The 25,381-nt window shown below is 70.4% G+C and carries 25 protein-coding genes; 15 read left to right on the top strand and 10 right to left on the bottom strand.

What is annotated here, in order from left to right; genetic code table 11:
* Window positions 1-3: 3 nt before the first annotated feature.
* Complete coding sequence (gene tyrS / locus ASF44_RS10855; protein WP_056899236.1) at window positions 4-1,260, bottom strand: tyrosine--tRNA ligase; 1,257 nt, start codon at window positions 1,258-1,260, stop codon at window positions 4-6.
* A 156-nt stretch (window positions 1,261-1,416) separates the two neighbouring features.
* On the opposite strand from tyrS, the gene ASF44_RS10850 reads away from it, so the two are divergent.
* From ASF44_RS10850 to ASF44_RS10830, 6 genes are all read left to right on the top strand, one after another.
* Window positions 1,417-2,760: a peptidoglycan DD-metalloendopeptidase family protein gene (locus ASF44_RS10850; RefSeq protein WP_369820917.1), complete on the top strand. Its 1,344-nt coding sequence runs from the start codon at window positions 1,417-1,419 to the stop codon at window positions 2,758-2,760.
* Between the two features lie 16 nt (window positions 2,761-2,776).
* A complete protein-coding gene (locus ASF44_RS10845; RefSeq protein ID WP_056899301.1) occupies window positions 2,777-3,895 on the top strand; it encodes an anhydro-N-acetylmuramic acid kinase in 1,119 nt (372 codons plus the stop codon).
* Between the two features lie 158 nt (window positions 3,896-4,053).
* On the top strand, window positions 4,054-4,209 hold the full coding sequence (locus ASF44_RS31675) for a hypothetical protein (RefSeq protein ID WP_156374445.1): 156 nt from the start codon (window positions 4,054-4,056) through the stop codon (window positions 4,207-4,209).
* 175 nt (window positions 4,210-4,384) lie between these two features.
* Window positions 4,385-5,344 carry a serine hydrolase gene (locus ASF44_RS10840; RefSeq protein WP_235579186.1) on the top strand — a complete coding sequence of 320 codons (960 nt, stop codon included), beginning with the start codon at window positions 4,385-4,387 and terminating at the stop codon, window positions 5,342-5,344.
* The gene (locus tag ASF44_RS10835) at window positions 5,289-6,326 is read left to right on the top strand and encodes a serine hydrolase (protein WP_056899234.1); all 1,038 of its coding nucleotides are present in this window, start codon (window positions 5,289-5,291) and stop codon (window positions 6,324-6,326) included. Before ASF44_RS10840 ends, ASF44_RS10835 begins: the two co-directional genes overlap by 56 nt.
* 300 nt (window positions 6,327-6,626) lie before the next feature.
* A complete protein-coding gene (locus ASF44_RS10830; protein WP_156374444.1) occupies window positions 6,627-8,411 on the top strand; it encodes a hypothetical protein in 1,785 nt (594 codons plus the stop codon).
* Here the strand turns inward: ASF44_RS10830 and ASF44_RS10825 are convergent.
* Window positions 8,377-9,018: a choice-of-anchor J family PEP-CTERM protein gene (locus ASF44_RS10825; protein ID WP_162243799.1), complete on the bottom strand. Its 642-nt coding sequence runs from the start codon at window positions 9,016-9,018 to the stop codon at window positions 8,377-8,379. The two genes, ASF44_RS10830 and ASF44_RS10825, sit on opposite strands and share 35 nt — an antisense overlap.
* Before the next feature lie 319 nt (window positions 9,019-9,337).
* Between ASF44_RS10825 and ASF44_RS10820 the strand changes: the two genes are divergently transcribed.
* From ASF44_RS10820 to ASF44_RS10790, 7 genes are read left to right on the top strand one after another with little or no spacing between them, the layout of a single operon-like run.
* Window positions 9,338-10,075, top strand: coding sequence for a TetR/AcrR family transcriptional regulator (locus tag ASF44_RS10820; protein WP_056899231.1), 738 nt, complete (start codon window positions 9,338-9,340; stop codon window positions 10,073-10,075).
* A gap of 5 nt (window positions 10,076-10,080) precedes the next feature.
* Window positions 10,081-11,892 (top strand): acyl-CoA dehydrogenase C-terminal domain-containing protein, encoded by a 1,812-nt coding sequence (locus tag ASF44_RS10815; protein WP_056899230.1) that lies wholly within the window; start codon window positions 10,081-10,083, stop codon window positions 11,890-11,892.
* Entirely contained in the window at window positions 11,889-12,317 is a 429-nt protein-coding gene (locus ASF44_RS10810) for a DUF2147 domain-containing protein (RefSeq protein WP_056899229.1), read from the top strand. Before ASF44_RS10815 ends, ASF44_RS10810 begins: the two co-directional genes overlap by 4 nt.
* Before the next feature lie 13 nt (window positions 12,318-12,330).
* Window positions 12,331-14,811, top strand: a complete 2,481-nt coding sequence (locus ASF44_RS10805; RefSeq protein ID WP_056899228.1) for a 3-hydroxyacyl-CoA dehydrogenase/enoyl-CoA hydratase family protein — start codon at window positions 12,331-12,333, stop codon at window positions 14,809-14,811.
* Between the two features lie 20 nt (window positions 14,812-14,831).
* Window positions 14,832-16,040 (top strand): acetyl-CoA C-acyltransferase, encoded by a 1,209-nt coding sequence (locus ASF44_RS10800; RefSeq protein WP_056899227.1) that lies wholly within the window; start codon window positions 14,832-14,834, stop codon window positions 16,038-16,040.
* Window positions 16,041-16,045: 5 nt separating this feature from the next.
* Window positions 16,046-16,864, top strand: coding sequence for an acyl-CoA thioesterase II (locus ASF44_RS10795; RefSeq protein WP_056899226.1), 819 nt, complete (start codon window positions 16,046-16,048; stop codon window positions 16,862-16,864).
* Between the two features lie 5 nt (window positions 16,865-16,869).
* On the top strand, window positions 16,870-17,637 hold the full coding sequence (locus ASF44_RS10790; RefSeq protein ID WP_056899225.1) for an enoyl-CoA hydratase: 768 nt from the start codon (window positions 16,870-16,872) through the stop codon (window positions 17,635-17,637).
* Here ASF44_RS10790 and ASF44_RS10785 read toward each other — a convergent pair whose 3' ends face one another.
* The 3 genes from ASF44_RS10785 to ASF44_RS10775 form a co-directional block, all read right to left on the bottom strand.
* Window positions 17,638-17,970, bottom strand: coding sequence for a hypothetical protein (locus ASF44_RS10785; protein WP_056899224.1), 333 nt, complete (start codon window positions 17,968-17,970; stop codon window positions 17,638-17,640).
* Between the two features lie 115 nt (window positions 17,971-18,085).
* A complete protein-coding gene (locus tag ASF44_RS10780; protein ID WP_056899223.1) occupies window positions 18,086-19,963 on the bottom strand; it encodes an ATP-binding protein in 1,878 nt (625 codons plus the stop codon).
* Complete coding sequence (locus ASF44_RS10775; RefSeq protein WP_056899222.1) at window positions 19,935-20,594, bottom strand: response regulator transcription factor; 660 nt, start codon at window positions 20,592-20,594, stop codon at window positions 19,935-19,937. The genes ASF44_RS10780 and ASF44_RS10775 overlap by 29 nt, the downstream gene beginning before the upstream one ends.
* A 103-nt stretch (window positions 20,595-20,697) precedes the next feature.
* Here ASF44_RS10775 and ASF44_RS10770 point away from each other — a divergent pair, with 103 nt between their 5' ends.
* Window positions 20,698-21,309, top strand: a complete 612-nt coding sequence (locus ASF44_RS10770; RefSeq protein ID WP_056899221.1) for a CHAP domain-containing protein — start codon at window positions 20,698-20,700, stop codon at window positions 21,307-21,309.
* Here ASF44_RS10770 and ASF44_RS10765 read toward each other — a convergent pair.
* The 3 genes from ASF44_RS10765 to ASF44_RS10755 all read right to left on the bottom strand — a co-directional run bounded on the left by ASF44_RS10765 (window position 21,258) and on the right by ASF44_RS10755 (window position 23,032).
* Complete coding sequence (locus ASF44_RS10765; RefSeq protein WP_082524673.1) at window positions 21,258-21,869, bottom strand: L,D-transpeptidase; 612 nt, start codon at window positions 21,867-21,869, stop codon at window positions 21,258-21,260. The genes ASF44_RS10770 and ASF44_RS10765 overlap by 52 nt on opposite strands.
* A 92-nt stretch (window positions 21,870-21,961) precedes the next feature.
* Complete coding sequence (locus tag ASF44_RS10760) at window positions 21,962-22,747, bottom strand: hypothetical protein (RefSeq protein WP_200930590.1); 786 nt, start codon at window positions 22,745-22,747, stop codon at window positions 21,962-21,964.
* 21 nt (window positions 22,748-22,768) lie between these two features.
* On the bottom strand, window positions 22,769-23,032 hold the full coding sequence (locus ASF44_RS10755) for a hypothetical protein (protein WP_056899219.1): 264 nt from the start codon (window positions 23,030-23,032) through the stop codon (window positions 22,769-22,771).
* A gap of 244 nt (window positions 23,033-23,276) precedes the next feature.
* On the opposite strand from ASF44_RS10755, the gene ASF44_RS10750 reads away from it, so the two are divergent.
* Window positions 23,277-24,323, top strand: coding sequence for an NUDIX domain-containing protein (locus tag ASF44_RS10750; RefSeq protein ID WP_056899218.1), 1,047 nt, complete (start codon window positions 23,277-23,279; stop codon window positions 24,321-24,323).
* 2 nt (window positions 24,324-24,325) lie between these two features.
* Here ASF44_RS10750 and ASF44_RS10745 read toward each other — a convergent pair whose 3' ends face one another.
* Together ASF44_RS10745 and ASF44_RS10740 are read right to left on the bottom strand one after the other, a co-directional pair.
* A complete protein-coding gene (locus ASF44_RS10745; protein WP_082524672.1) occupies window positions 24,326-24,670 on the bottom strand; it encodes an acylphosphatase in 345 nt (114 codons plus the stop codon).
* Window positions 24,667-25,365, bottom strand: coding sequence for a GntR family transcriptional regulator (locus ASF44_RS10740; protein WP_056899217.1), 699 nt, complete (start codon window positions 25,363-25,365; stop codon window positions 24,667-24,669). Before ASF44_RS10740 ends, ASF44_RS10745 begins: the two co-directional genes overlap by 4 nt.
* Window positions 25,366-25,381: the final 16 nt, after the last annotated feature.

Raw genomic sequence — 25,381 nt, 5'->3', positions numbered from 1 at the left:
GCTTCAGGCCAGGGTCACGCGCGCGAACTTGCGCTTGCCGACCTGCACCACGTAGGTGCCGGCAGGCAGCTTGAGGCCCTTGTCGCTGACCACGCTGGAATCGACCCGCACGCCGCCGCCGTCGATCAGGCGGTTGCCTTCGCCGCTGGAGGCGGCCAGCCCGGCCGACTTCAGCAGCGCGGCGATGCCCAGCGGGGCGCCGCCTTCGGCCAGGGCCACCTGCACCTCGGCGATCTCGTCCGGCACGCCGCCCTTGCTGCGGTTGACGAAATCCTGCTCGGCCGCATCCGCCGCCTGGGCGCTGTGGAAGCGCGCCGTGATCTCCTTGGCCAGCGCGACCTTGGCGTCCTTGGGGTTGCGCCCGCCTTCCACCTCGGCCTTGAGCGCGGCGATCTCGGCCTCGCTCTTGAACGACAGCAGCGTGTACCAGCGCCACATCAGCACGTCGCTGATCGACAGCACCTTGGCGAACATGGTGTTGGGCGCTTCCGAGATGCCGATGTAGTTGTTCTTGCTCTTGGACATCTTCTCCACGCCGTCCAGCCCTTCGAGCAGCGGCATGGTCAGGATGCACTGCGGCTCCTGCCCATATTCCTGCTGCAGGTGGCGGCCCATGAGCAGGTTGAACTTCTGGTCGGTGCCGCCGAGCTCCAGGTCGCTCTTGAGCGCCACGGAATCGTAGCCCTGCATCAGCGGGTACAGGAACTCGTGCACGCTGATCGGCGTGCCGGCGTGGAAGCGGTCGTGGAAGTCGTTGCGCTCCATCATGCGCGCCACCGTGTACTTGGCGGCCAGCTGGATCAGCCCGCGCGTGCCCAGCGGGTCGCTCCATTCGCTGTTGTAGCGGATCTCGGTCTTGCTCGGGTCCAGCACCAGGCTGGCCTGCTGGTAGTAGGTCTGGGCGTTGGCTTCGATCTGCTCGCGCGTGAGCGGCGGGCGCGTGCTGTTGCGGCCCGAGGGGTCGCCGATGGTGGTGGTGAAGTCGCCGATCAGGAAGATCACCGTGTGGCCCAGGTCCTGCAGCTGGCGCATCTTGTTCAGCACCACGGTGTGGCCGATGTGGATGTCCGGCGCGGTCGGGTCCAGGCCCAGCTTGATGCGCAACGGCTGGCCGCTGGCCTCGGCCTTTTGCAGTTTCTTCACCCAGTCGGCCTGGGGGATGAGTTCATCGCAACCGCGCAGGGTCACCGCCAGGGCTTGTTGTACACGATCACTCAACTTTTCTGAGCCCGCGCGCGAATTGTCTACAGTCGTGTCCATTAGGGTTATCCATTTGTTGCGGGCGGGTGACGTCGCTATACTGCGCCCGGTTTTTAGCCGCAATTCTAGGTTGCGCTGTAAGACGAAAACCCGACTTCCTGCAATCCGCTTTGGCGGGTTCGCATCCGATTCTTCCTTCGTTCAGAGGACATGCATTTGAAAAACGGGCTGGCCACCGTTCTCGACTCCGTTGTGCCTTTGCTGCAGCGCCACCCCAAACGCCTGACCGCCTTGCTGGCTGCCGTGCTGCTGTGCGGCGGCGGCGGCGCCTTCGCCGTGGCCTCGCTCGGCCCGGACATGGCAGACGTGCCGGTGCGCCAGCTCACGCAGAGCGTCACGCCGCTGGCACTGGATGCGCAGATCGAGGCGCTGGACCTGCACCGCTTCAACCTCTACCGCACCGAGACCACGCGTTCCAGCGACACCGCGCGCTCGCTGCTGGACCGCCTGGGCATCGCCGACACGGCGGCCGTGGCCTACCTGAGCCGCGATGCGCGCGTGCGCCAGACCCTGCTGGGCCGCGCCGGCCGGCTGGTCACGGCCGAGGCGGCCGACGACCACAGCCTGCAGCGCCTGAGCATGCGCTGGATCGCCAGCGCCGATGCCACGGAGTTCCAGCGCCTCGTGGTCGAGCGCACGCCGCAGGGCTTCACATCGCGCACCGAGCGTGCGCCGCTCGCGGCCGGCAGCCAGCTGGCCAGCGGCGTGATCACCTCCTCGCTGTTCGCCGCGACCGACGACGCCGGCCTGCCCGAATCGGTGGCCTCGCAGATCGCCGAGATGTTCTCCGGCGACATCGACTTCCGCAGCGCGCTGCGCAAGGGCGACCGCTTCTCCGTGGTGTACGAGACACTGGAGGCCGACGGCGAGGTGCTGCGCGCCGGCCGCGTGCTCAGCGCCGAGTTCGAGAACAAGGGCAAGGTCTACCAGTCCATGTGGTTCCAGGAGCCCGGCCAGAAGGGCGGCTACTACGGCCTGGACGGCCAGAGCCTGCGCCGCGCCTTCCTGGCCTCGCCGATGGAGTTCTCGCGCGTGACCAGTGGCTTTGCCAACCGCTTCCACCCCATCCTGCAGAAGTGGCGTGCCCACCTGGGCGTGGACTACGCCGCGCCGATCGGCACCTCGGTGCGCACCGTGGGCGACGGCGTGGTCGAGTTCGCCGGCGTGCAGAACGGCTTCGGCAACGTCATCTATGTCAAGCACCGCAACGACATGGTGACGGTCTACGCCCACCTGTCGCGCATCCTCGTCAAGAAGGGCGAACGGGTGGAGCAGGGCGCGCAGATCGGCGCAGTCGGCATGACCGGCTGGACCACCGGTCCGCACCTGCACTTCGAATTCCGCGTCAACGGCGAGCACCAGGACCCCATGGTCATGGCCAAGCAGGCCGAAGCCGGCACCGTGTCGGCCGCGGCCAAGGCTGCGTTCGAACGCCAGGCTTCCGTCATGCGCCAGCAGCTGGCGACGGCCGGCGCGGTCCAGCAGGCCAGCGCGCAGTAAGCCTGGCGCCATGGCCATGGCCGAGCGCTTCATCGGCCTGATGTCCGGCACCTCGCTGGACGGCGTGGACGGCGTGCTGACCGAGGACGCCGGCCAGGGCCTGCGCGTGCTGGCCCATGTGGCCGCGCCGTTCGATGCCGCGCTGCGCGCCGAACTGCTGGCCCTGAACACCCCTGGCGACAACGAACTGCACCGCGCGGCCTTGGCCGCCAATGGCGTGGCCCTGGCCTATGCCGGCGTCGTCCGGCAGCTGCTGCAGCAGACCGGCCTGGCACCGGCCCAGGTGCGCGCCATCGGCGCCCATGGACAGACCGTGCGGCACCAGCCCCAGGCCTTCGATGGCGTGGGCTACACGGTGCAGCTGCTCAACCCCTCCTTGCTGGCCGAGCGCTGCGGCATCGCCGTCGTCGCCGACCTGCGCAGCCGCGACCTGGCCGCCGGCGGCCAGGGCGCGCCGCTGGTGCCGGCCTTCCACCAGGCGCAGTTCGGCCAGCCGGATGCCGTGCTCGCGGTGCTGAACCTGGGCGGCATTTCCAACCTCAGCGTGCTGCCGCCGCTGGGCCACGATGCAGCGGTGCTCGGCTTCGACTGCGGGCCCGGCAATGCGTTGCTCGACCTCTGGTGCCAGCGCCACCGCGGCCAGGCCTACGACGCCGATGGCGCCTGGGCCGCGAGCGGCCAGGTGCACGCCGGCCTGCTCGCCGCGCTGCGTGCCGAACCCTACTTCGCGTTGCCGCCCCCCAAGAGCACGGGGCGCGACCTGTTCCACGCGGACTGGCTGGCGGCGCGGCTGGCGCCGTTCCCGGGCCTGGCGCCGGCCGACGTGCAGGCCACGCTGGCAGCGTTGACGGCCGGCGTCTGCGCGGATGCCGTGCGCGTCTGCGCGCCCACGGCCGCGCGGCTCGCGGTGTGTGGCGGCGGTGCATTCAATGGCGACCTCATGCGCCGCCTGCAGGCGGACCTGCCGCAGCTGCAGGTGGTGTCGTCCCTGGCCCTGGGCCTGCCGCCGCAGCAGGTCGAGGCCGCGGCGTTCGCCTGGCTGGCCAGCCGCACGGTGCGCGGGCAGGCCGGCAGCCTGGCCAGCGTGACCGGCGCGCGCGGCGCGCGCGTGCTCGGCGCCGTCTATCCCGTGTGAATGGACACGCCGCGGCAGCGGTGTTTTCCTTGCTGCGACAAAGGCTTTCTTGTAACGGGAGAAAGCCGGCGGCATTTGGATGCGTCAACAGCCGGTGTCATCATGGAGCAACGTGCCGGCGCCTGGCCGGCTGTCTTTGCGAGAAAGATTTGGGATCGATGTCTTTGCTGGTGTTGGTGCTTGGTTTGTCGGGGATCGCGACCGCGGTGCTGATCTGGTACGTGCGGTGGCGCAGGGAGCGGCGCGCCGCCGAAGCTCTGCTGTGGCAGCAGCACCGGGAATGGCAGTCGACGCGCCAGCCTGAGCAGCACTGAGGCGATGGTGCGCCGCGCCTGCGCCGTCCGCCGAGGCCGCAGGTGGTGGCTGGCGCTGTGTCTTTGCGTATCAGCTGTATCCGCCGCCGTTGCCGCTCCGGCGTGGCCCGAACGCCTGAGCGCCGAACTGGAGCGCATCGACGCGGCGCCCGACGGCCCGCGCATCGGCGTGTATGTGCGTGCGCTGTCCAGCGGCGAGAGCCTGTCCTTCCGGGCCGATCAATCCTGGTACCTGGCCTCGACCGTGAAGGTGCCGGTTGCCATCGCGGTGCTGCGCGGCATCGCGCGTGGCGCCTACACGCTGGACACCCCGGTCACCTTGCGCGCCGACGACTACGTGGACGGTGCCGGCTCCACCAACAGCCATGCGGTGGGCACTGCGCTGCCGATCCGCACTCTGCTCGAGCAGATGATCATCCACAGCGACAACACGGCCAGCGACATGCTGATTGGGCTGGTCGGCCTGGAGCAGGTCAACGCCGTCGTGACCGAGGTGGCCCCGGCCGGCTTCGGCCCCATCACGCGGCTGGCCGAAGTGCGGCGCGCGACCTATGGCCAGCTGGCGCCGGCGGCGCAGCGGCTGGCCGGCCGCGAACTGCTGGTCCTGCGCCAGCAGCGCGATGACGGTGCCCGGCTGCAATACCTCGCGCGCATCGTGCAGGTGCCGGTCAGCGATTTCCGGCTGGCCACGCTGGGCGAGGCCTACGACGCCTACTACGCCACCGGCCTGAACGCCGGCCGTCTCGACGCCTACGGCGAACTGCTGGCGCAACTGGCCGATGGCCGGCTGTTGCCGCCCACGCAGACGCGGCACCTGCTCGGACTCATGGAGCGCGTGGTGACGGGGCCGCAGCGCATCCGCGCCGGCCTGCCGGCCGGCATGCGCTTCGCCCACAAGACCGGCACGCAGCGCGGCCGCTTCTGCGACGCCGGCATCGTGCAGCCGGCCGGCGGCGCCACGCGGGTGCTCGTGGTGGCCTGCACGCGCGGCGAGTTGTCGCTGGTGCGCGCCGAGCGCGCGCTGCGCGAGGTCGGCGCGGCGCTGTGCCGCTCCGGCGTGTTGACACAAGGAGTGCCCGATGCGCCGAGCTGTGCTGTCCGCCTGCCTGCTGCTGGCCGCGCTGGCGCCCCTTGACGGCGCACGCGCCGACGACTGGCGTGCGCGCCTGCGCGCCGAGATCGAACGCCTGGACCGCGACTCCCCCGGCAGCCTGGGCGTCTATGTGAAGCGGCTGCGCGATGGCAGCACGCTCGACTACGGCGCCGGGCAGTCCTGGTACCTGGGTTCCACGGCCAAGGTGCCGATCGCGGTGGCCGTGCTGCAGCAGGTCGACGCCGGCCGCCTCCAGCTGCAGACCGAGGTCGCCCTGCAGGAGACCGACAAGATCGACGGCTCCGGGCCGCTGGTCTGGAACAAGGTCGGCGCGTCGTACCGCATCGAGACGCTGCTCACGCGCATGCTGGGCGAGAGCGACAACACGGCCGCCAACATGCTGGTGCGCGTGGTCGGCGCGGACGTGCTCAACCGCAGCGCGGCCGACGCCTTCGGTGCGGGCCGCGTCGGCGAACTCACCGACTTCACGCAGGTGCGCCGTGAGGTCTACACCCGCCTGCACCCCGACGCCAGCCGGCTCACGCACCGGCAGTTGGTCGAGGTGGCCGCCGCCCCCATGCCGCAACGCGCCGAGGCCGTGCGCCGCGCATTGGACTTGCCGGCCGGCGCATTGCGCGCCGACATCGACACCGCCTACGCCGGCTACTACGCCGACGGCCACAACAGCGCCACGCTGGTCGGTTATGGCGCCATGCTCGAACGCCTGGTGCGCGGCGAGCTGCTGTCGCCGGCCAGCACCGAGCGCCTGTTCGAGGCCATGAAGTACGGCAAGCGTGGCGACTACCGGCTCGAGGCCGGCCTGCCCGCGCAGCGGCGCCTCATCCACAAGACCGGAACGCAGTTCGAGCGGGCCTGCCACATGGGTGTCGTCGAGCCGCAGGACAAGGGGGCGCATGCCGTGGTGTTGGCGGTCTGTGCGGCCGGCCTGGACGAGCAGCGCGCTGCAGGCCGGCTGTTCGAGCAGGTCGGGGCGGCCATCGGCCGCGCGCTGCCGCCGCCCTAGCAGCCGCTCGGCCACCCAGGCGCCGCGTTCATCGGACAGTGGCGCCGCATGCGGGCGTTTTGCGCGCCGGCAATGCAGCATCTCGCCTGCACATTCAGGAAGCGACGATCGGGCAGCGGTGGCGTTGGTTCTGCATGGCGGTCGGGATGCCGAAGGCTGGGGCCGGGCCTCGATCCCTGCCGGCCTCGACATCGCCGCGCTGCTGGCCACCGCCACCGCCGCCGACGTACTGGCGCCCGCTCCGGGCTTTCCTCTGCAAACCAAGAACTTCCAGCGCGCGCATGGATGGCAGGGGGGTGCATGTCCGGCATCGCGCGGAGCCGGAAAGCGGGACGAAAGAGCCTGCGGCTTGACGTCGCGACGTGCCCGGGTGCCGCGCGACGCCACCACACAAGAAGCAATGCGGGGGAGGTCTGTCTCGCGCGCGGCAACACCGTGCGCGCATTGTTCTTGGATCAATCAGGGAGCTTCGTGATGGAACAGTTATTTGCGTTTGCCATGGCCATTGCCGCATCGGCGGCACGGTCATCGGCTTTTCTGGCGGGGGTGGTGCGCAGGCATGGGCGCACTGCGCTCGTGCTGCTGGCAACGGCCGGCGCAGCCCAGTTGGCGTTGGCGCAGGCGCGCGAGATCGACCAGCGTTCGCGCTACACGGCGGCGATGGACCAGACGTTCACGCAGTACATCGGCTCGCGGATCCCGCACACCGCGTACAGCTTCGGCACGCAGGCTTCCGTGCCCTGGGCGGAGAACGGGTATGCGATCCGGAGCCTGGCGGATCTGCGGGCATCGTTCAATCCGTTGGAGGATTTCACGGGGGCGATCACCATCAACGGGGAACTGCAGGTCTACTCCGCTGCCTTCAACGCACCCGACCACCGGCTCGGCACCGACCGCCTGGGTCTGTGGGCGAATCTTCCCGGTGGTGCATGGACCGTCCGGGTCGGATCGCAACCCGATTCGCGGCTCGGTTGGCCGTTGAATGGCACGCCGATCGCGTGGAACCGCATTCCGGCCGCGCTGCTGCCCTATGCCGCCGAATGGCGCGTCGGCCAGTTCGTCGCGTTGCAGAATTTCGGGATCTACTACGTGGCCGAAATCCAGCCGGGCGTCAGCGTGCGGCTGGCGCCCTTGCAGGGCTCGCCGGCAACGGGTGAGTTTCTCTACAACCTCATCGCCTTCCTGCCCGTCGACTCGGCCACCAGCATTGCGCCCATCGACCGCAGTTCGACGGTGCTGCGCTTTTCGCCCGGCGCGCTGTCGCCAACGATCCGGGTGGGACACCGCGTGGCTGCGACGACGACCGACACCTTGGTGCGCAACGCGGCCGATGTGTTCGTGACCGCCATCGACCATGCGGCCGGCATCGTCCAGCTGAACCGTGCGTTGCCGCTGGATCCGATCGCCGCGGGGCGGCGCTTCGTGTTCTATCCGCGCATCACGGCCGGCCAGGTGTGGAGCAAGCGGCAATGGGACATCACGGCGCCCAGTGCGTTTCTGGCGGTCGAGTTCGACATCGTGCTGTTCGAGGGCCTGAGTCCTGCGTTCGAGTCCATGGGCATCAGCAACGCCGAAGGCTTCGCACGGGCCGATGCCAGCCATCCGGATGCCCCGTTCGGCGCCTGGCCGGCGCTGTGGGCGTACAGCGCCGACGATGGCGACCGCACCAAGTTGCGCGACACCTCCGAAATGGACTTCATGGAGCTATGGGTGAGCCCGAACTCCGGGATGAAGCTGTTCTCCACGGCGAATATCGGGGGTACGCCCGCCTGGAACCGCACCACGGGCGGCTATTCCTTGTCGGGCAACGGCCGCAACCTCGTCCCGGCGTCGATGGCTGGCGCGCACAAGGTGGCGGTGGTGTACACGGCCCAGAAGACCTACCACTACCTCGACGACGTGCTCATCCGCGTCGAGGCGTTCCGCTGGACCAGCGAGGCGCCGATCCAGATCGGCATGAACATGGCGATGGGGTCCATCCAGCGGGGGTTCGCCGCGAACCTGAATTTCCCGTTCCGGCCGGAGCATTTCCAGCGCGCGCACCTGGACATCAAGGGCGTGCGAATCTGGCATCGCGCGCGCTGACGCGCCTGCGCATGGCGGCCAGCCCGAGCAGGCCGCCGGCCCACAGTGCCAGGCTGGACGGTTCGGGCACGGTCCCCTGCGAGGCCGTGACGACCACGTTGTCCAGCCCGATGTAGTTTGCATGGAAGTCGGTGCCCGTGTAGCGGAACCCCAGCCGGCCCGTGAAGCTGCCCAGCACCGACAGATCCACCTCCTGGGTACGCCAGGCGCTCGTGGGGAGTGGTTCGGTCGTGAGGCTGGCCAGCAGCACGAAGTCGCCCGTCGTTCCTGCGCCATTGCCGACATCGGTGCTGTCGCCCCGCGTGCTCGCGTAGATCTCCAGCAGGTCGAAAAACGGAAACTCCGAGGGCCCGCGGTAGGCGAACGACAGCAGGCCGTCGGCACCTAGCTGCAGCACGGGCGTCAGCAGCCAGTTGCTGATCAGGCCGCCCTCGACCGTGTTGTTGTAGTTGGCCGCGATGTAGGCGTCCGGTGCACCGCCAGCGGCCGAAAAGACGATGGGATTGCCCTGGAACCAGCCTGTGACGCCGACCGGCGTGCTGTTGTTCTGCAGGGACCACCCTTGCGCCGCGAGTGCGCTCACGTCGTCGAAACCTTCGTTCAACACGGGTGCAGCTTGCGCTGCGCCGATGCTCAGGAAGAGTGCGCAAAGACCCATGGCGTGCTTGAACATCGTGGCTCCCATCGAGTTGCGGCGAAAGCAAGCAAATTTCGTGCGCCCCGTGAAGTCTTCGGCGCGCGAACCTGGTGCCTCTGGAACTCTCGCCGTGGCGGCACGGCGAGCGTGCGGCCCATTGTTGGTGATGGCCGGCCAATCCCTCCAAAGGCCTTGCGAGGCTTTGGGATCTACGCCCTTGGCAAGAGGGGTTTGCCCCAGGCCATTCTTCGTGCAAAATCGCACGACCGTTCGTTTTATTGCCAGAGCCATGCCCCGTCCATCTTCCGCTGCCCTGAAGGCCACGCCCGCGTCGGACAAGGTGCGCCTGCTGCCCAAAGGCCGCCAGACCAAGGCCGCCATCGTCGATGCCGCACTGAGCCTGGCCTCGCAGATGGGGCTGGAAGGCCTGTCCATCGGCGCTGTGGCCGAGCTCACGCAGATGAGCAAGTCCGGCGTGTTCGCGCACTTCGGATCGCGCGAGGAACTGCAGATTTCCGTCATCCGCGAGTACTACCAGCGCTTCGAGGACGAGGTCTTCTATCCCGCGCTGCAGGTCGAGCGCGGCCTGCCGCGGCTGCGCGCGCTGTTCGCCAACTGGATGCAGCGCGTGGCCGTGGAGATCCAGTCGGGCTGCATCTTCATCAGCGGCGCGGCCGAGTTCGACGACCGGCCCGGCCCGGTGCGCGATGCGCTGGTCGGCTCGGTCAAGTCATGGCTGGCCGCGCTGGACAAGGCCGTGGCCCTGGCCAAGCACGAAGGCGACCTGCGCGCCGATGCCGATGCGCGCCAGATCGCCTTCGAGATCCACGGCCTGATCCTGGCCCTGCACTACGAAGAGCGCTTCCTGCAGAACCCTGGCGCCATCCACCGCGCCGAAGCCGGCTTCCAGCACATCCTGGCGCGCTACGGCAATCCCTCTGCCGTGGCGCCCCAGGCCACGGCACCCAAGACCGCCGCGCGCAAGCGCGCATCCACCACCAACCGCCCTTCCCGCACCAAGGAGTAAGAACCATGCCCAGCTACCAACCCCCTCTGCGCGACATGCAGTTCCTGCTGCACGAAGTGCTGCGCGTCAGCGACGAATTCAAGGCCATGCCGCGCCACGCCGAGGTGGATGCCGACACCATGAACGCAGTGCTCGAAGAGGCCGGAAAATTCGCCGCCGAGGTGACCTTCCCGCTCAACATCGGCGGCGACACCGAGGGCTGCACGCTGGACCAGGCCACGCACGAGGTCGCCACGCCCAAGGGCTTCAAGGAGGCCTATGCCCAGTTCGTCCAGGGCGGCTGGCCGGCGCTGTCGTGCGACCCGGCCTACGGCGGCCAGGGCCTGCCGTACGTGCTGAACCAGTGCCTGTACGAGATGCTCAACAGCGCCAACCAGGCCTGGACCATGTACCCGGGCCTGTCGCATGGCGCCTACGAGGCGCTGGTCGCACACGGCACCGAAGAGCAGAAGAAGACCTACCTGCCCAAGCTCACGAGCGGCGAATGGACCGGCACCATGTGCCTGACCGAGCCGCACTGCGGCACCGACCTGGGCCTGCTGCGCACCAAGGCCGAGCCGCTGCCCGACGGCACGTACAAGCTCACCGGCAACAAGATCTTCATCTCGGCCGGCGAGCACGGCATGGCCGAGAACATCGTGCACCTGGTGCTGGCCCGCCTGCCCGACGCGCCCAAGGGCAGCAAGGGCATCAGCCTGTTCGTGGTGCCCAAGTTCCATGTGCTGGCCGACGGCACGCTGGGTGAACGCAACCCCATCTTCTGCACCGGCCTGGAGCACAAGATGGGCATCCACGGCAACGCGACGGCGCAGATCGCCATCGACGGCGCCATTGGCACCCTGGTGGGCGCGCCCCACAAGGGCCTGGCCGCCATGTTCGTGATGATGAATGCGGCCCGCCTGGGCGTGGGCAACCAGTCGCTGGGCCTGACCGAAGTGGCCTTTCAGAACGCGCTGGCCTATGCCAAGGACCGCATCCAGATGCGTTCGCTGTCCGGCCCCAAGGCCAAGGACAAGGAGGCCGATCCCATCATCGTGCACCCCGACGTGCGCAAGATGCTGCTGACCGCCAAGGCCTACGCCGAAGGCGGCCGCGCCCTGCAGATGTACTGCACGGTGCTGCTCGACAAGGCCCACCACCATCCGGACGAGAAGGTGCGCAAGAACGCCGACGAGCTCGTCGCACTGCTCACGCCCATCGTCAAGGCCTTCATCACCGACAACGGCCACACCGCCACCAACGCCTGCATGCAGGTCTTCGGCGGCCACGGCTTCATCAAGGAATGGGGCATGGAGCAGTTCGTGCGGGACAACCGCATCAACATGATCTACGAGGGCACGAACACCGTGCAGTCGCTGGACCTGCTGGGCCGCAAGGTGCTGGGCGACCAGGGCGCCGCGCTCAAGAAGTTCGGCAAGCTGGTGGGCGCGCTGGTCGAGGAGGAGGGCGTCAACGAGAAGATGGCCGAGTTCATCAACCCGATCGCGGTGCTGGGCGAGCAGCTCACCAAGTTCACGATGGAGATCGGCTTCAAGGGCCTGCAGAACCCGGACGAGGTCGGCGCCGCCGCGGTGGACTACCTGCGCGTGGCCGGCCACCTGGTGTTCGGCTATTTCTTCGCGCGCATGGCGCAGGCTTCACTGCGCGCCATCGCCGCCGCCGAGAAGGACGGCAAGCCGGCCGACCCGTTCTACACCGCCAAGCTGCAGACCGCGCGCTTCTACTTCGCCAAGCTGTTCCCCGAGACCGCCACGCTGATGCGCACCGCGCGCGCCGGCAGCCGCGTGCTCATGGACACCGACGCGGCGCTGGCATGAGGCTGCTGCCGCTCGCATTGCTGCTGTGCGGCCTGGCCGCGCACGCGCAGATGACGCCCGTGGGCCGCTGGCACAGCGTGGACGACAAGACCGGCGAGGCTAAGGCGCAGATGCAGATCGCCGAGCAGGGCGGCCAGCTCAGCGGCCGCATCGAGAAGCTGCTGCGCAAGGAGGTCGATCCGCAGGCGCGCTGCACCGAATGCACCGACGACCGCAAGGACCAGCCCCTGGTCGGCCTGGAGATCATCCGCGGCGCGAAGAAGGCCGAGGGCAAGGACGTGTGGGAAGGCGGCAGGATCCTCGACCCCGAGTCCGGCAAGGTCTACACGCTGCGGCTCACGCCCATCGAGGGCGGTGCCAAGCTCGAGGTGCGCGGCTCCATCGGCCCGTTCTGGCGCACCCAGACCTGGCTGCGCCAGCCCTGAACAAGGAAAGAACATGTCGAAATTCAGAATCAAGAAGGTCGCTGTGCTGGGCGCCGGCGTCATGGGCGCGCAGATCGCCGCGCACCTCGTCAACGTGCGCGTGCCGGTCGTCCTCTTCGACCTGCCCGCAAACGATGCCCCCACGCTCCCCGCTTCGCGAGGTTCGCTGCCCCCCGAGGGGGCCGGCGCCGCCTTGGGGCGGCCCGGCGGCGGCGCGGGCCCCAAGAGCGCCATCGCGCTCAAGGCCATCGAAGGCCTCAAGAAGCTCAAGCCCTCGCCGCTCGGCGTGGCCGACGAGGCCACGCTGATCCAGCCGGCCAACTACGAGGAACACCTGGGCCTGCTGGCCGGCTGCGACCTCGTGATCGAGGCGATTGCCGAGCGCATGGACTGGAAGCTGGACCTGTACGCCAGGATCGCGCCGCACCTGGCGGCGCACAGCATCGTGGCGTCCAACACCTCCGGCCTGTCGATCACCAAGATGGGCGAGGCCCTGCCGGCCGCCGTGGCGCCGCGCTTCTGTGGCATCCACTTCTTCAACCCGCCGCGCTACATGCAGCTGGTCGAGCTGATCCCCACGCCGGCCACCGACGCGCAGGTGCTCGACGACCTGGAGACCTTCGTCACGAGCACGCTGGGCAAGGGCGTGGTGCGCGCCAAGGACACGCCCAACTTCATCGCCAACCGCATCGGCGTGGCCGGCATGCTGGCCACGGTCAAGGAAGTGGAGAACCACGGCCTGACCTACGACGTGGTGGACGACCTCACCGGCAAGAAGCTGGGCCGCGCCTCCTCGGGCACCTTCCGCACGGCCGACGTGGTGGGCCTGGACACCATGGCCCATGTGGTGAAGACGCTGCAGGACACGCTCAGCGCCGAGACCGATCCCTTCTATGCCAGCTTCGCCACGCCGCCCGCGCTCAAGGCCTTGCTGGAGCTCGGCAACCTGGGCCAGAAGACCAAGGCCGGCTTCTACAAGAAGGTCGGCCGCGACGTGCTGCGCTTCGAGCCCGAGAGCCGCGACTACGTGCCGGCCGGCCGCAAGGCCGATGCCGTCTACGAGCGCATGCTGAAGAAGCCCGCCGCACAGCGCCTGCAGCTGCTGCGCGAAGCCGAGGGCGCCGAGGGCCGCTTCCTGTGGGCCATCCTGCGCAACAGCTTCCACTACGCGGCCGTGCACCTCGCGTCGATCGCCGACACCGCGCGCGACGTGGACTTCGCCATGCGCTGGGGCTTCGGCATGCGCCAGGGCCCGTTCGAGCTCTGGCAGGAGGCCGGCTGGCTGCAGGTGGCCCGATGGGTGCAGGAAGACATCGACGCCGGCCGCGCGCTGTCGGCCGCGCCGCTGCCGAAGTGGGTGTTCGAAGGTCCGGTGGCCGAGGCCGGCGGCGTGCACACCCCTGCGGGATCGTTCAACCCGACGACGGGCCGCTTCGAGCCGCTGCGCCGGCTGCCCGTGCACGCGCGCCAGCTGTTCCCCGAAGGCGTGCTGGGCGACGGAGCCCAGGGCTTCGCGAAGGCCGGCACCACGGTGCACGAGGATGCGTCGGTCCGCCTGTGGACGCTGGACGGCGAGGTGCTGATTGCCAGCATCAAGACCAAGATGCACGCCATCAGCCCCGAGGTGGCCGAAGGCCTGATGCAGGCCGTCGATCTGGCCGAGAAGGACTACCAGGGCCTGGTGGTCTGGTCCGGCGACGAGCCGTTCTCGGCCGGTGCCGACCTGCAGGCGATGCTGCCGGCCTTCATGGCCGTGGGCGTGGCCGCCATCGAGGATGCCGAGGGCTTCCTGCAGCAGACCATGCTGCGCCTGCGCTATGCCGGCGTGCCCGTGGTCTCGGCCATCCGCGGCCTGGCGCTGGGCGGCGGCTGCGAGCTGGCCATCCACAGCGCACGCCGCGTCGTGGCCATGGAGAGCTACATCGGCCTGGTCGAAGTCGGCGTGGGCCTGGTGCCGGGCGCCGGCGGCCTGACCTACATCGCGCGCCGCGCGGCCGAGAACGCGGCCACCTCGACCGACAAGGACCTGCTCAAGTTCGTCTCCGAAGGCTTCACGGCAGCGGCGATGGCCAAGGTCGGCACCAGCGCGCTGGAGAGCCGCAAGCTGGGCTACCTGCTCGATGCGGACATCGTCGTGCCGCACAAGGACGAGCTGCTCTACGTGGCGCTGGCCGAGGCCAAGGCCATGGCCAACGCCGGCTGGCGCCCGCCGCTCAAGCGCCAGTTCCCCGTGGCCGGCCGCAATGGCAAGGCCACCATCCTGGGGCAGCTCGTGAACATGCGCGACGGCGGCTTCATCAGCCAGCACGACTTCCACATTGCCGGCCTGATCGCCGGCGTGGTGACGGGCGGCGATGTCGACGCCGGCACGCTGGTCGATGAGGAGTACCTGATGGCGCTGGAGCGCCAGGCCTTCTGCGCGCTGATCGTGCACCCCAAGACGCAGGAGCGCATCCTGGGCCTGCTGAACACCGGCAAGCCCCTGCGCAATTGAGGCAACTGAAGGAAAAGAACATGAGCAAACAGGTTCAAGACGCCTACATCGTCGCCGCCACGCGCACGCCCATCGGCCGCTCGCACCGCGGCACCCTGCGCAACCTGCGGCCCGACGAGATGCTGGCCGCCGTGCTGCGCGCCGCCATGGCCCAGGTGCCAGGGCTCGATCCCAAGGCCGTGGAAGACGTGATCTGCGGCTGCGCCATCCCCGAAGCCCAGCAGGGCCTGAACGTGGCGCGCATCGGCGCCGTGCTGGCCGGCCTGCCGCACAGCGTGGGCGGCATCACGGTCAACCGCTTCTGCGCCTCCGGGCTGTCGGCCGTGCAGATGGCAGCCGACCGCATCCGCGTGGGCGAGGCCGACGTGATGATCGCGGCCGGCACCGAGAGCATGAGCATGGTGCCCATGATGGGGAACTCGCCCTCGCTCTCGCCGGTCATCTTCGCCGACACCGACAAGCTGGACGACTACGGCATTGCCTACGGCATGGGCCTGACGGCCGAGAAGGTCGCGCAGCAGTGGAAAGTCTCGCGCGCCGCGCAGGACGCCTTCGCGGTGGAATCGCACCAGCGCGCGCTGAAGGCCCAGCAGGCCGGCGAGTTCGCGGCCGAGATCACGCCCATCGAGGCCACCGACCGCACGGCCGACCTGGCAGGGGGCAAGACCATCGAGACGCGCAGGACCCTGTCGCTCGACGAAGGCCCGCGCCCGGACACCAGCGCCGAAGGCCTGGCCAGGCTGCGCCCGGTGTTCGCCGCGCGCGGTTCGGTCACGGCCGGCAACAGCTCGCAGACCTCGGACGGCGCCGGCGCGCTGATCCTCGTGAGCGAACGCGCCGCCAAGCAGTTCGACCTCAAGCCGCTCGCGCGCTTTGTCGGCTATGCGAGCCGGGGCGTGCCGCCGCACCTCATGGGCATCGGCCCGATCGAGGCCATCCCGGCCGCGCTGCGCAACGCGGGCCTGCGGCTGGACGACATCGACTGGATCGAGCTGAACGAGGCGTTTGCCGCGCAGTCGTTGGCCGTGATCGGCACGCTGGGCCTGGACCCGGCCAAGGTCAACCCGATGGGCGGCGCCATCGCGCTGGGCCACCCGCTGGGCGCCACGGGCGCTATCCGGTCTGCGACAGTCGTGCATGCGCTGCGCCGCAAGAATCTGAAGTACGGCATGGTCACGATGTGCGTGGGCATGGGCCAGGGCGCTGCCGGCATCTTCGAGAGAATCTGAGGGACATGAGCGAACACTTCTTCGACCAGGCCGTGGCCTTGCAGCCGGACGGCGACAACGCCTTCAGCGGTGCAGCGCACCCGGCCTGGGCCAACATGGTCGGGCCGTTCGGCGGCATCACGGCGGCCAGCGCACTGAACGGCGTGCTGTCGCATCCCCACCTGCTGGGCGCGCCCATCGCGCTGACCGTCAACTACGCTGCCGCGCTGGGGCCGGGTGGCTACCGGCTCGCTGCCGTGCCAGTCCGCACCAACCGCTCGACCCAGCACTGGACCATGGCCATGACCCAGCCCGGTGCCGACGGTGCCGAGGCCACGGTGCTCACCGCCACGGCGGTGACGGCCGCGCGCCGCGCCACCTGGAGCCAGAGCGACGCGCCCATGCCGGCCGCGCCGCGGCCAGGCGAGGCCGAGCGGCTGCAGTCGTTCGGCGTGGAATGGCTCGAGCGCTACGACATGCGCTCCGTGCGCGGCGCGCTGCCGCGCACCTGGGACGGCAGCGGCGAGGACAGCCTCACGCAACTGTGGGTGCGCGACGAGCCCGGCCGGCCGCTGGACTTCCTGTCCGTGGCTTCGCTGGCCGACGTGTTCTACCCCCGCGTCTGGCTGCGCCGTGCCACGCGCGTGCCGGCCGGCACCGTGTCGATCACCACCTATTTCCACGCCGATGCGGCCATGCTCGCGCGCAGCGGCACGGGCTACGTGTTCGGCCAGGCCCGGGCCCAGGCGTTCAGCAACGGCTTCTTCGACCAGGCCGTCCAGCTCTGGAACGAGGCCGGAGAACTGCTGGCCACTTCCCATCAAATCGTCTACTACAAGGAGTGAGCGCCATGAGCGAAGACATCCTGGTCCACGCGGAGGCCGGCGTCACCACCATCACCTTCAACCGCGTCGACAAGAAGAATTCCCTGACGGCCGCGATGTACGCCACGCTGGCCGATGCGCTGGCCGCGGCCGATGCCGACCCCGCGCAGCGCGCGGTGGTGCTGCAGGGGCACGAGACCATCTTCAGTGCCGGCAACGACATCGGCGATTTCCTGAACGCGCCGCCGTCCGGCGAGAACGCGCCCGTCTTCCGCTTCCTGCACGGCATCGCCGGGTTCTCCAAGCCGCTGCTGGCCGCCGTCTGCGGCCCGGCCGTGGGCGTGGGCACGACCATGCTGTTCCACTGCGACCTGGTCGTGGCGGGCGACAACGCGGCCTTCTCCATGCCCTTCGTGAACCTGGGCCTGGTGCCCGAGGCGGCCTCCAGCCTGCTGGTGCCGCGCATGATGGGCTACCACCGCGCGGCCGAGGCGCTGCTGCTGGGCGAACCCTTCATGGCCGAGGCCGCGCAGGAGGTGGGGCTGGTCAACCGCGTGGTGCCGCCGTCCGAGGCCAACCGGCTGGCCCAGGCCATGGCCGCCAAGCTGGCGGCCAAGCCGCTGGCCTCGCTCGTGGCGACCAAGCGCCTGCTCAAGCAGGACCATGCCGACCAGGTGCACGCGCGCATGGACGAGGAGGGCGCGCTGTTCCGCCGCATGCTGTCCGAGCCGGCCGCGCGCGAGGCCTTCGGCGCCTTCATGGAGCGGCGCAAGCCCGACTTCTCCAAGCTCTGATCAGGCGCTGTACAGCGCCCGGCGCCGCCACTGCGCGCGCCGGCGCATCGCGATGCCCGCCACGGCGCCGCAGCCCGCCAGGTTGATCAGCGTGATCAGCAGGAAGGGCAGGTCGCGCACCACCAGCACGCCATAGGCAATGGCCGTGATGTGCGAGAGCACCCAGGACCACCACGTCAGCAGCGACAGCGAGCGGGCGCCGTCCTGGCAGCGCCAGACCGTCACGATCTGCGGCACATAGGTGAACACGCGCACGGCATTGGTCAGCAGGTAAGCCCAGGCGATCACGGCGAGCGGGCCGTCCGGCATGCCCATGGACCAGGGCGACGTCATCGGCGATGGGCTGGCCGCGCGGCCAGGGGGCACAGGTGCATGGCGGAGTCTCCGGCGCCGGACGGTGGCGCGTGTGCACCGACTCTAGGAAGCCGCGGCAGCGGCGGGAATGCCGTCAGTGCGGCAGCCCATCGCGTGTTTGCGCGAGGGGCAGTTCCAGCCGCCAGCAGCAGCCACGCGGGCGCGGCACCTGCTGCAGCCGGCCACCCAGGCGCGCCGCGCGTGCGTGCATGTTGACCAGGCCGTGGCCCGCGCCGCCGGGTGCCGCCATGCCCACGCCGTCGTCGGCCACCTCCAGCTGCAGCAGGCCGCCGCGCCATGCCAGCGTGACCTCCACCGCGCGCGCTTGCGCATGCTTGAGCACGTTGGTCAGCGCCTCCTGGGCGATGCGCAGCACCTGCAAGGTGCTGTGCGGCGGCAGGACCAGGGTCTCCTCCGGCAGCTCCTGCCGCCAGCGCGTCGCCAGGCCAGCTTCGCGCAGCCGGGCGTCCCAGCGGAAGCGGAAGTCGGTCCAGGCGGCCGTGAAGTCGCCGTCGTCCGAGCCCAGCGCATCCAGCGCCACGCGCATCTCGTCGATGGCCGCGCGCAGCACACCGCTCATCTGCGGCGCATCGAGGGCGCCGCGCTCGGCCCGCAGCAGCGAGGTGAACAGCTGCGCGCCCAGGCCGTCGTGCAGGTCCTGCATGATGCGCTGGCGCTCGTCGGTGGCCGCCTGCTCGCGCTGCAGCGCGGCGATGCGCGCATAGCTCGCGGCAATCTCGCCTTCGCGCTGCGCCACGCGCGCCTCCAGCGTGCGGTGCGAATCCTCCAGCGCGCGCAGGTTGCGCACATAGCGCAGCGTGATCAGCCCGCCCATGGTCAGCAGCAGCAGGTTGGCGCCGTAGTGCAGCAGGAAGAAGCGGTGCGCGCTCCATTGCGGCAGCAGCGCCCGGAACCAGGGCGACTGCCAGGCCACCAGGTAGTCGTGCACGCCCGACAGCAGCGTCAGCACGAAGACCAGCGCGATCAGCGCGCGCTCGGCCGAAGGGCGGCGCCACGCCGCCAGCACGGCCACCAGGGCACCCATCACGCCGATCGGGATCAGGCCGGCCACCCACCAGCGCGCCACCCATTGCTCCGCGCCGATGCTGGCCCCGCCGAACACGTACACCAGCGGGCCCAGCGCCCACCAGCCCAGCAGCGCGCGCACCAGCCAGCGCGGCTGCCAGCGCGCCAGGTGCAGCGCGAACACGGCCAGCAGGACGATGAAGCCGCCGTTGCTGGCGTGGTAGAGCAGCCGCCAGATCGGCCAGGCCCAGACCGGCAGCATGTCGAACACGAAGGTCGTGGTGCGCAGCGCCCAGACCACGCCCACCAGCCCGGCGATGCCGTACACCTGCTCCTGCGGCCGGCGCAGCCAGATGTACAGCGAGAACAGCCCGGCCACCAGCGACACCACGACGGTGATGACCGGCACCGTGCGCACGAAGAACAGCCGCAGGTCGAACTGCTCCTGCAGCGCGCTCTGCGGGCCCAGCACCAGGCGCGGCAGCATGGCGGCGGCAGGTGCCTGCGAGGCCGCCACACGCAGCTGCAGCCGGTTGGCGCCGTTGTGCAGCAGGCTGGGCGGCAGCGCGAGCAGGTGCGGGCGCTCCCAGCGCACGCGGGTGTGCTCGGTGGTCTCGGGCACGGCGCCGATCAGCTGGCCGTTGAGCCAGACGCGGCCGCCGCCGTAGAAGTAGGGCAGGTACAGCATCCACGCGTCCTGCTGCAGATGCTCGGCAGCGTCGGCCGGAAGCGTGAAGACCAGCTGGTACCAGGCCACCGGCGTCTGCTGCGCATCGGGCAGCGCCACGGTCTGCCAGCGCGGATCGCCCGGGTCTGGCGGCTCGGCATCGTCGGCGCGCAGCAGCTCGGCCTGCCCGGGCTCCAGCGTCTGTGCCTGCGCCACGCCGGCCACCAGCCAGGCGGCCAGCAGCAGCGCGCTACAGCAGACCCAGCTGCGAAGCTTCATACACCGCTTCGCCGCGCGAGTGCACGGCGAGCTTGCGGTAGATCTTCTTCACGTGCGCGACCACCGTGTGCGGCGAGATCTCCAGCAGCTCGCCGATGGTCTCGAAGCTCAGGCCCTTGGCCACCATGCGCAGCAGCTCGGTCTCGCGCGTGGTGAGCGGTGAGCTGCTTTCCATGGGCTGCGGGCGCGAGGCCGTGCCGGCCGGTGCGCCGGCACGCAGCCGCGACAGGATGCGCCGCGCGATGCCCGGGCTGATCGGAGCGCCGCCGCCATGCAGCTCATGCACCGCGGTCGCGATGCGTTCGGGCGCGGCATCCTTGAGCAGATAGCCGGCCGCGCCGGCCTCGATGGCGGCCACCACGTGGGCGTCGTCGCCGAACATGGTGACGACCAGCACGTCGCAGTCGGGATGGCGCTGCTGCGCATGCGCGATGACCTCGATGCCGCTGATGTCGGGCAGGCCCAGGTCGACCAGCAGCACATCGGGCCGCTGCTGGTCCAGCACGGCCTTGGCGGCCTGGCCGTTGGACACGGCGCCGAGCAGGGCGAGCCCGGCATCGCCGAGCACGGCATCGGCAAAGCGCCGCATGAACTCGGGCTCGTCCTCGACGATCAGCACCTCAATGGCCATGCATTCCTCCAGGGGGCGGGGCCATTCTGCCAGCCGCTTGCGGCGCCGCCATCGCGTGGAGGCGGGATGGCGCATGGCGGCCCGGCGCGCTAAGGTGGCAGCCATGACCGATGCCGCCCAGCTGATCGCCCGCGCCCGTTCCATGCTCCGGCGCAAGACCCTGTACTGGGCCGGCAGTGGCGGTGTGGACCCGCGCGCACCCGATTGCACGACGCCGCTGGAAGTGGGCCGCCAGTGGCCCGGCCTGCCGGCCAGCCAGCGGGCCGAACTGGCTCCGCTGGCCCAGGCGGCCGGGCTGGACCTGAACGACCCGACCCTGGTGTTGCCCGCCTGCGACTGCTCGGGCTTCGTGTGCTGGGCGCTGGGCATCCCGCGCCGCACGGCCGCGGGCGAATGGATCAACACCGACAGCATCTGGGCCGACGCCAAGGGCGCGCAGCGCGGCTTCCTGCTGCGCGCGCAGGCTGCGGCGGGCGACCTCGTGGTGTATCCGAAGCCGGCCGATGCGAAGTACGGCCACGTCGGCATCGTGACAGAGGTCGATGGCGCGGGCCGTGCCACGCGCGTGCTGCACTGCTCGGCCCTGAATTTCGCGCTGGCGCCTGCGGGCGATGCCATCCGCGAGACGGCGCCTGCCGTGTTCGCGCAGCAGGCCGCCTCGGTCTACTGCCAGCCGAAGACGTCGCTGGCGGCCATGGTCTCCGGCAGGATGTAGACGACGCTGCGCCCCTGGCCCAGCAGCGGCGCGACCTGCTGCTCGTAGAACGCCACGGGCACCACCACGCAGCCCAGCGAGATCTTGTTGTCGGCCGGCGTGGCCGAGCGCAGGCGTTCTGCACGGCGTTCATGTGCCGGGCCGGGCCGCAGCCGGTGGATCGCCAGCGCGGCGCCGTAATCGATCCACACCACCGGCTCGCCCTGCAGGTTGCGGCCGGGCTGGGCTGCGTAGCGGCCTGCCGGCGTGGTGCGTTCGTGGAAGGCCAGCGTGGACAGGTCGCGCTGGTTCAGGCCCGGGGCGCCGCTGTCGCCGGGCGCGGCACCCAGCAGCGCCGGCGATGCCGCGCGCAATTGCCCATCTGCGCCGAACAGGTAGAGCATCGCGGCCTTCTTGTCGACGAGCGCAAACGGCAGGCCGGCGTTGTCGCCCGACTGCAGGACCCACTCGGAAACATGCTTCGCATCGGCCGAGAACGGTGCCGGCGCGGCATGCGCGGCCGGGGCCAGGAAGGTGGCCGAAGCGAGGGCGATGGTGCAGCGCAGCAGGAAGGTTTGCATCGCGCCGCATGCTAGCGGCGTAGGCGCAGGCCCACAAGGGCGTGCGCGATGGTCCTACAGCGATGCGGCGACGGGCGGCAGCATGGCGGCGATCAGCGCAGGCTCGCGGCGTGGCGCGCGACCGGGTCGTACAGCCCCGCGAACACCTGTTGCAGCGGCAACACCTCGGGCAGCACGTAGACGATGCCGCGGGCGGCCTGGAACACTGGCCACAGTTCCTGCTCGAAAAAGGCCACGGGCATGTTGATGCAGCCGTACGAAATGCGGTTGTCCTCCACGCTGGGCGAGGCCAGGCGCTCGAGTCGGCGCTCGCGCGGGTCGGTGGCGCGCACGCGGTGCATGGAGACGGCGGCGGCGTAGTCCACCCACACCACATCCTCTGGCGTGGTGTTGCGCCCGGGCTGGGCCACGAAGCGGCCGGCCGGCGTGGTGCGTTCCTCGGGCAGCACGGCGTGGATGGGCTTGCCGCCCACACCGTCGACGGTGAGGTCGCCGGGGGCGGAGCCCAGCAGCACGGGGGTGGCGGCGCGCAGGGTGCCGTCGGGGCGGAACAGGAAGACCTTGGCGTTGCGCTTGTCCAGGACCACGAAATGCAGCCCCTGGTTGTCGCCGGAATCGGTCGCCCAATCTGCGACGCGCCGCACGGCCTCGGAAGCTTCCTTGCCGCGCAGGTCGGCCAGGCGCGGTGCCTGCAACGCCTCAGGCGCGGCGCGCGTGAGTACGGCCGAAGACGGGAATGGTGGGGAGATGGCCGCCGCAGCAGACTGGCGGTGGCCGGCCGGTGGCAGCACCAGCGCCAGCACGGCGCACCCCAGCAGCAGGCCGTATTTCAGGCCTGCCAGCGCGTCCTCGCGCTGTGGGGAGCGATCGGCTGGCACGGTGCGCAGGGGTCACGCCGCTCAATTGCGGTCGGCTTGCGGCGGCAATTGCGGCTGGGCGTTCATGTCCGGCGTGGCCTGCATCGGCGCCGGCATGGCCTGCGGCATCTGCGTGGTCGCGTTGTTCATGTTGCTGTTGTTGTTGGGCGTGCCGTCGACCGAGCCCATCTGGGCCTGCTGCGGCGTCTGGTAGGTTCCGCCACTGGTCTGGGCATAGGCCAGGCCGATGGCGCCGACCAGCGAGGCTGCGGCGACGAGAGAGGTCAGGGCGGTGGATGCTTTCATGGCTTGCTCCTGTTGCGTGGTTGGAAGGCCGACGGGGCGCCGGCTGTGGTCCAGCTTAGGGGCGGGGCAGGGCTGCAGAGTCGGTCCTGCGCGGGCCCGGGCGTAGGACAGCGCGGCCTGCGCGGAGTCGCCTGCGCGCCATGCGCCTGCCGGCCGCCTTGTAGGACGCCCGGCGTCCCGCCACGGTTTTTGCGGGCTGCCCGGTGGCCTTTGCGCACAATGGCCTGCTGCTTCGGAGTTGCCCATGCCCGTTTCCGCTTACGACCTGGCCGTGTGCATCGGCCGCTTCCAGCCCTTCCACCTGGGCCACCGCGCCGTGCTGCAGCAGGCCCTGGCGCAGGCGCGCCGCTGCCTGGTGCTGCTGGGCTCGGCGCACCAGGCGCGCACGCCGGCCCAGCCCTGGACCTGGCAGGAGCGCGCCGAGATGCTGCGCCAGGCCCTGCCCGAGGAATTGCGCGAGCGCGTGGACGTGCAGCCGCTGCGCGACCACCACGACGAGCAACGCTGGGCCGACAGCGTGCGCGCACAGGCCGCCGCGGCGCTGCCCGAGGGCGGCCGGGTGCTGCTGGCGGGGCACTTCAAGGACGCCAGCAGCGCCTGGGTGCGCGACTTCCCGGCCTGGAAGCTGTGGGCCGTGCCAGGCTTCGGTGCCTACGACGCGCGCACCGTGCGCGATGCGCTGCTCGGCGCCGGCCCCGCGGGCGCGCAGGCCGCGCTGCTGCGCATGGCGCCGCTGCTGCACGCCAACACGCAGGAGTTCCTGCGCGACTGGCTCGACCAGGGCCACCTGCCGGGCCTGTGCGCCGAATGGCAGGCTTTGGCGCGCGGGCGCGCCGAGTGGGCCGGCTCACCGTATCCGCCGGTGTTCGTCACGGTGGACGCGGTGATCCGCTGCCAGGGCCGCGTGCTGCTGATCCGGCGCGGCCAGGCGCCCGGCCTGGGCCTGCTGGCCGTGCCGGGCGGTTTCCTGGAGCAGCGCGACACGGTCTACCAATCGGCGGTGCGTGAGCTGGAGGAAGAAACCGGCCTGGCGATGCTGGAGCCCGCGCTGCGCCAGTGCCTGAAGGCCGTCACGGTGTTCGACCGGCCCGACCGCAGCCAGCGCGGCCGCGTCGTCACGCACGCGCACTACTTCGACCTGGGCGAGCGCGCGCTGCCCGCGGTGCAGGCCGGCGACGATGCGCGCGATGCGCAGTGGGTGCCGATCGCGCAACTCGCCGAACTGGAGGAGCAGTTCCACGACGACCACTTCCAGATGCTGGAGCACTTCCTGGGCCTGTCGCGGCCCTGAGCTCAGGCGGTCGGGCGCGTCTCGAAGCCGGGCGGCAATACGCCGGTGTCGCTGGCCGGCGTGGCCTGCACACCGTCGACGCGCGCGGCCGGCGGGCCGCGCCGGCACCAGGCCAGCAGTGCGTCCAGCACCTCGGGCGCGGCCTGCACCAGGGCCTCGACGCTGCCATCGTGCCGGTTGCGCACCCAGCCGCGCACGCCGAGGTGGCGGGCCTGCTCCGCCATGCTGGCGCGGTAGTACACGCCTTGCACGCGCCCGCCGATCGACAGGTGCAGCGTGCGCTCGGGAGCATCTCCGGCGTCGCCGGCGGTGCGGACCTGCTCGGGGTGGCCCGGCGCGGCGCTCATGCTGCCACCTGCTGCGCGGTTTGCCACGCCCGCGCGATCTCGGCGTCGGCATCGGCCGCCGGGGCGGCCTGCGCGCGCGGCTGCAGCCGCGTCTCGATCAGCGACAGGTGCACGTGCATGGCCTTCATGGCGCGGGCGGCGTCGCCGGCGGCCAGGGCCTGCACGATGTCGTCGTGCTCCTCGCAGGCGCAGGACGACGACGCGGCCGGCTCGAAGAAGGCCACCAGCATGGCCGTGCGGCTGACCAGTTCCTGCAGCGCGCGCAGCACGAAGGGGCTGTCGGCGAAGCTGGCCAGCAGCAGGTGGAATTCGCCGCTGAGCTGGATCGAGCGCGCGCGGTCCTGCGCGTGCAGGGCCGCATGCTCGAGCGCGCCGTGCGCCTGCAGCGCGGCCAGCTGCGCGGCCGACAGCCGGCCCGCGAGCCGGCCGGCGAGGCCGCCCTCGACGATGCGGCGCGCCTCGTAGATCTCGCGCGCCTGCACCAGCGTGGGGTTGGAGACGAAGCAGCCCCGGTTGGGGACCAGGTCGAGCAGCCGCTCGTGGCCGAGCCGGTGCAGCACCTTGCGCACGCGCTCGCGCGAGACGCCGAAGATCTGCGCCAGCCGGGTCTCGATCAACTGCGTGCCGGGCGCCAGGCGGCCGGCCAGCAGCGTTTGCGCCAAGGTCGCGTGGATGGCCTGTTCCTGGGGGTGCATCCAGCGAATGTAGCGC

Origin of the sequence: Pseudorhodoferax sp. Leaf274 (assembly GCF_001422445.1) — a bacterium.
Taxonomy (GTDB): Bacteria; Pseudomonadota; Gammaproteobacteria; order Burkholderiales; family Burkholderiaceae_C; genus Pseudorhodoferax.
The sequence above is the reverse complement of the archived record's forward strand: the minus strand, read 5'-3'. Positions and strand labels throughout refer to the sequence as shown.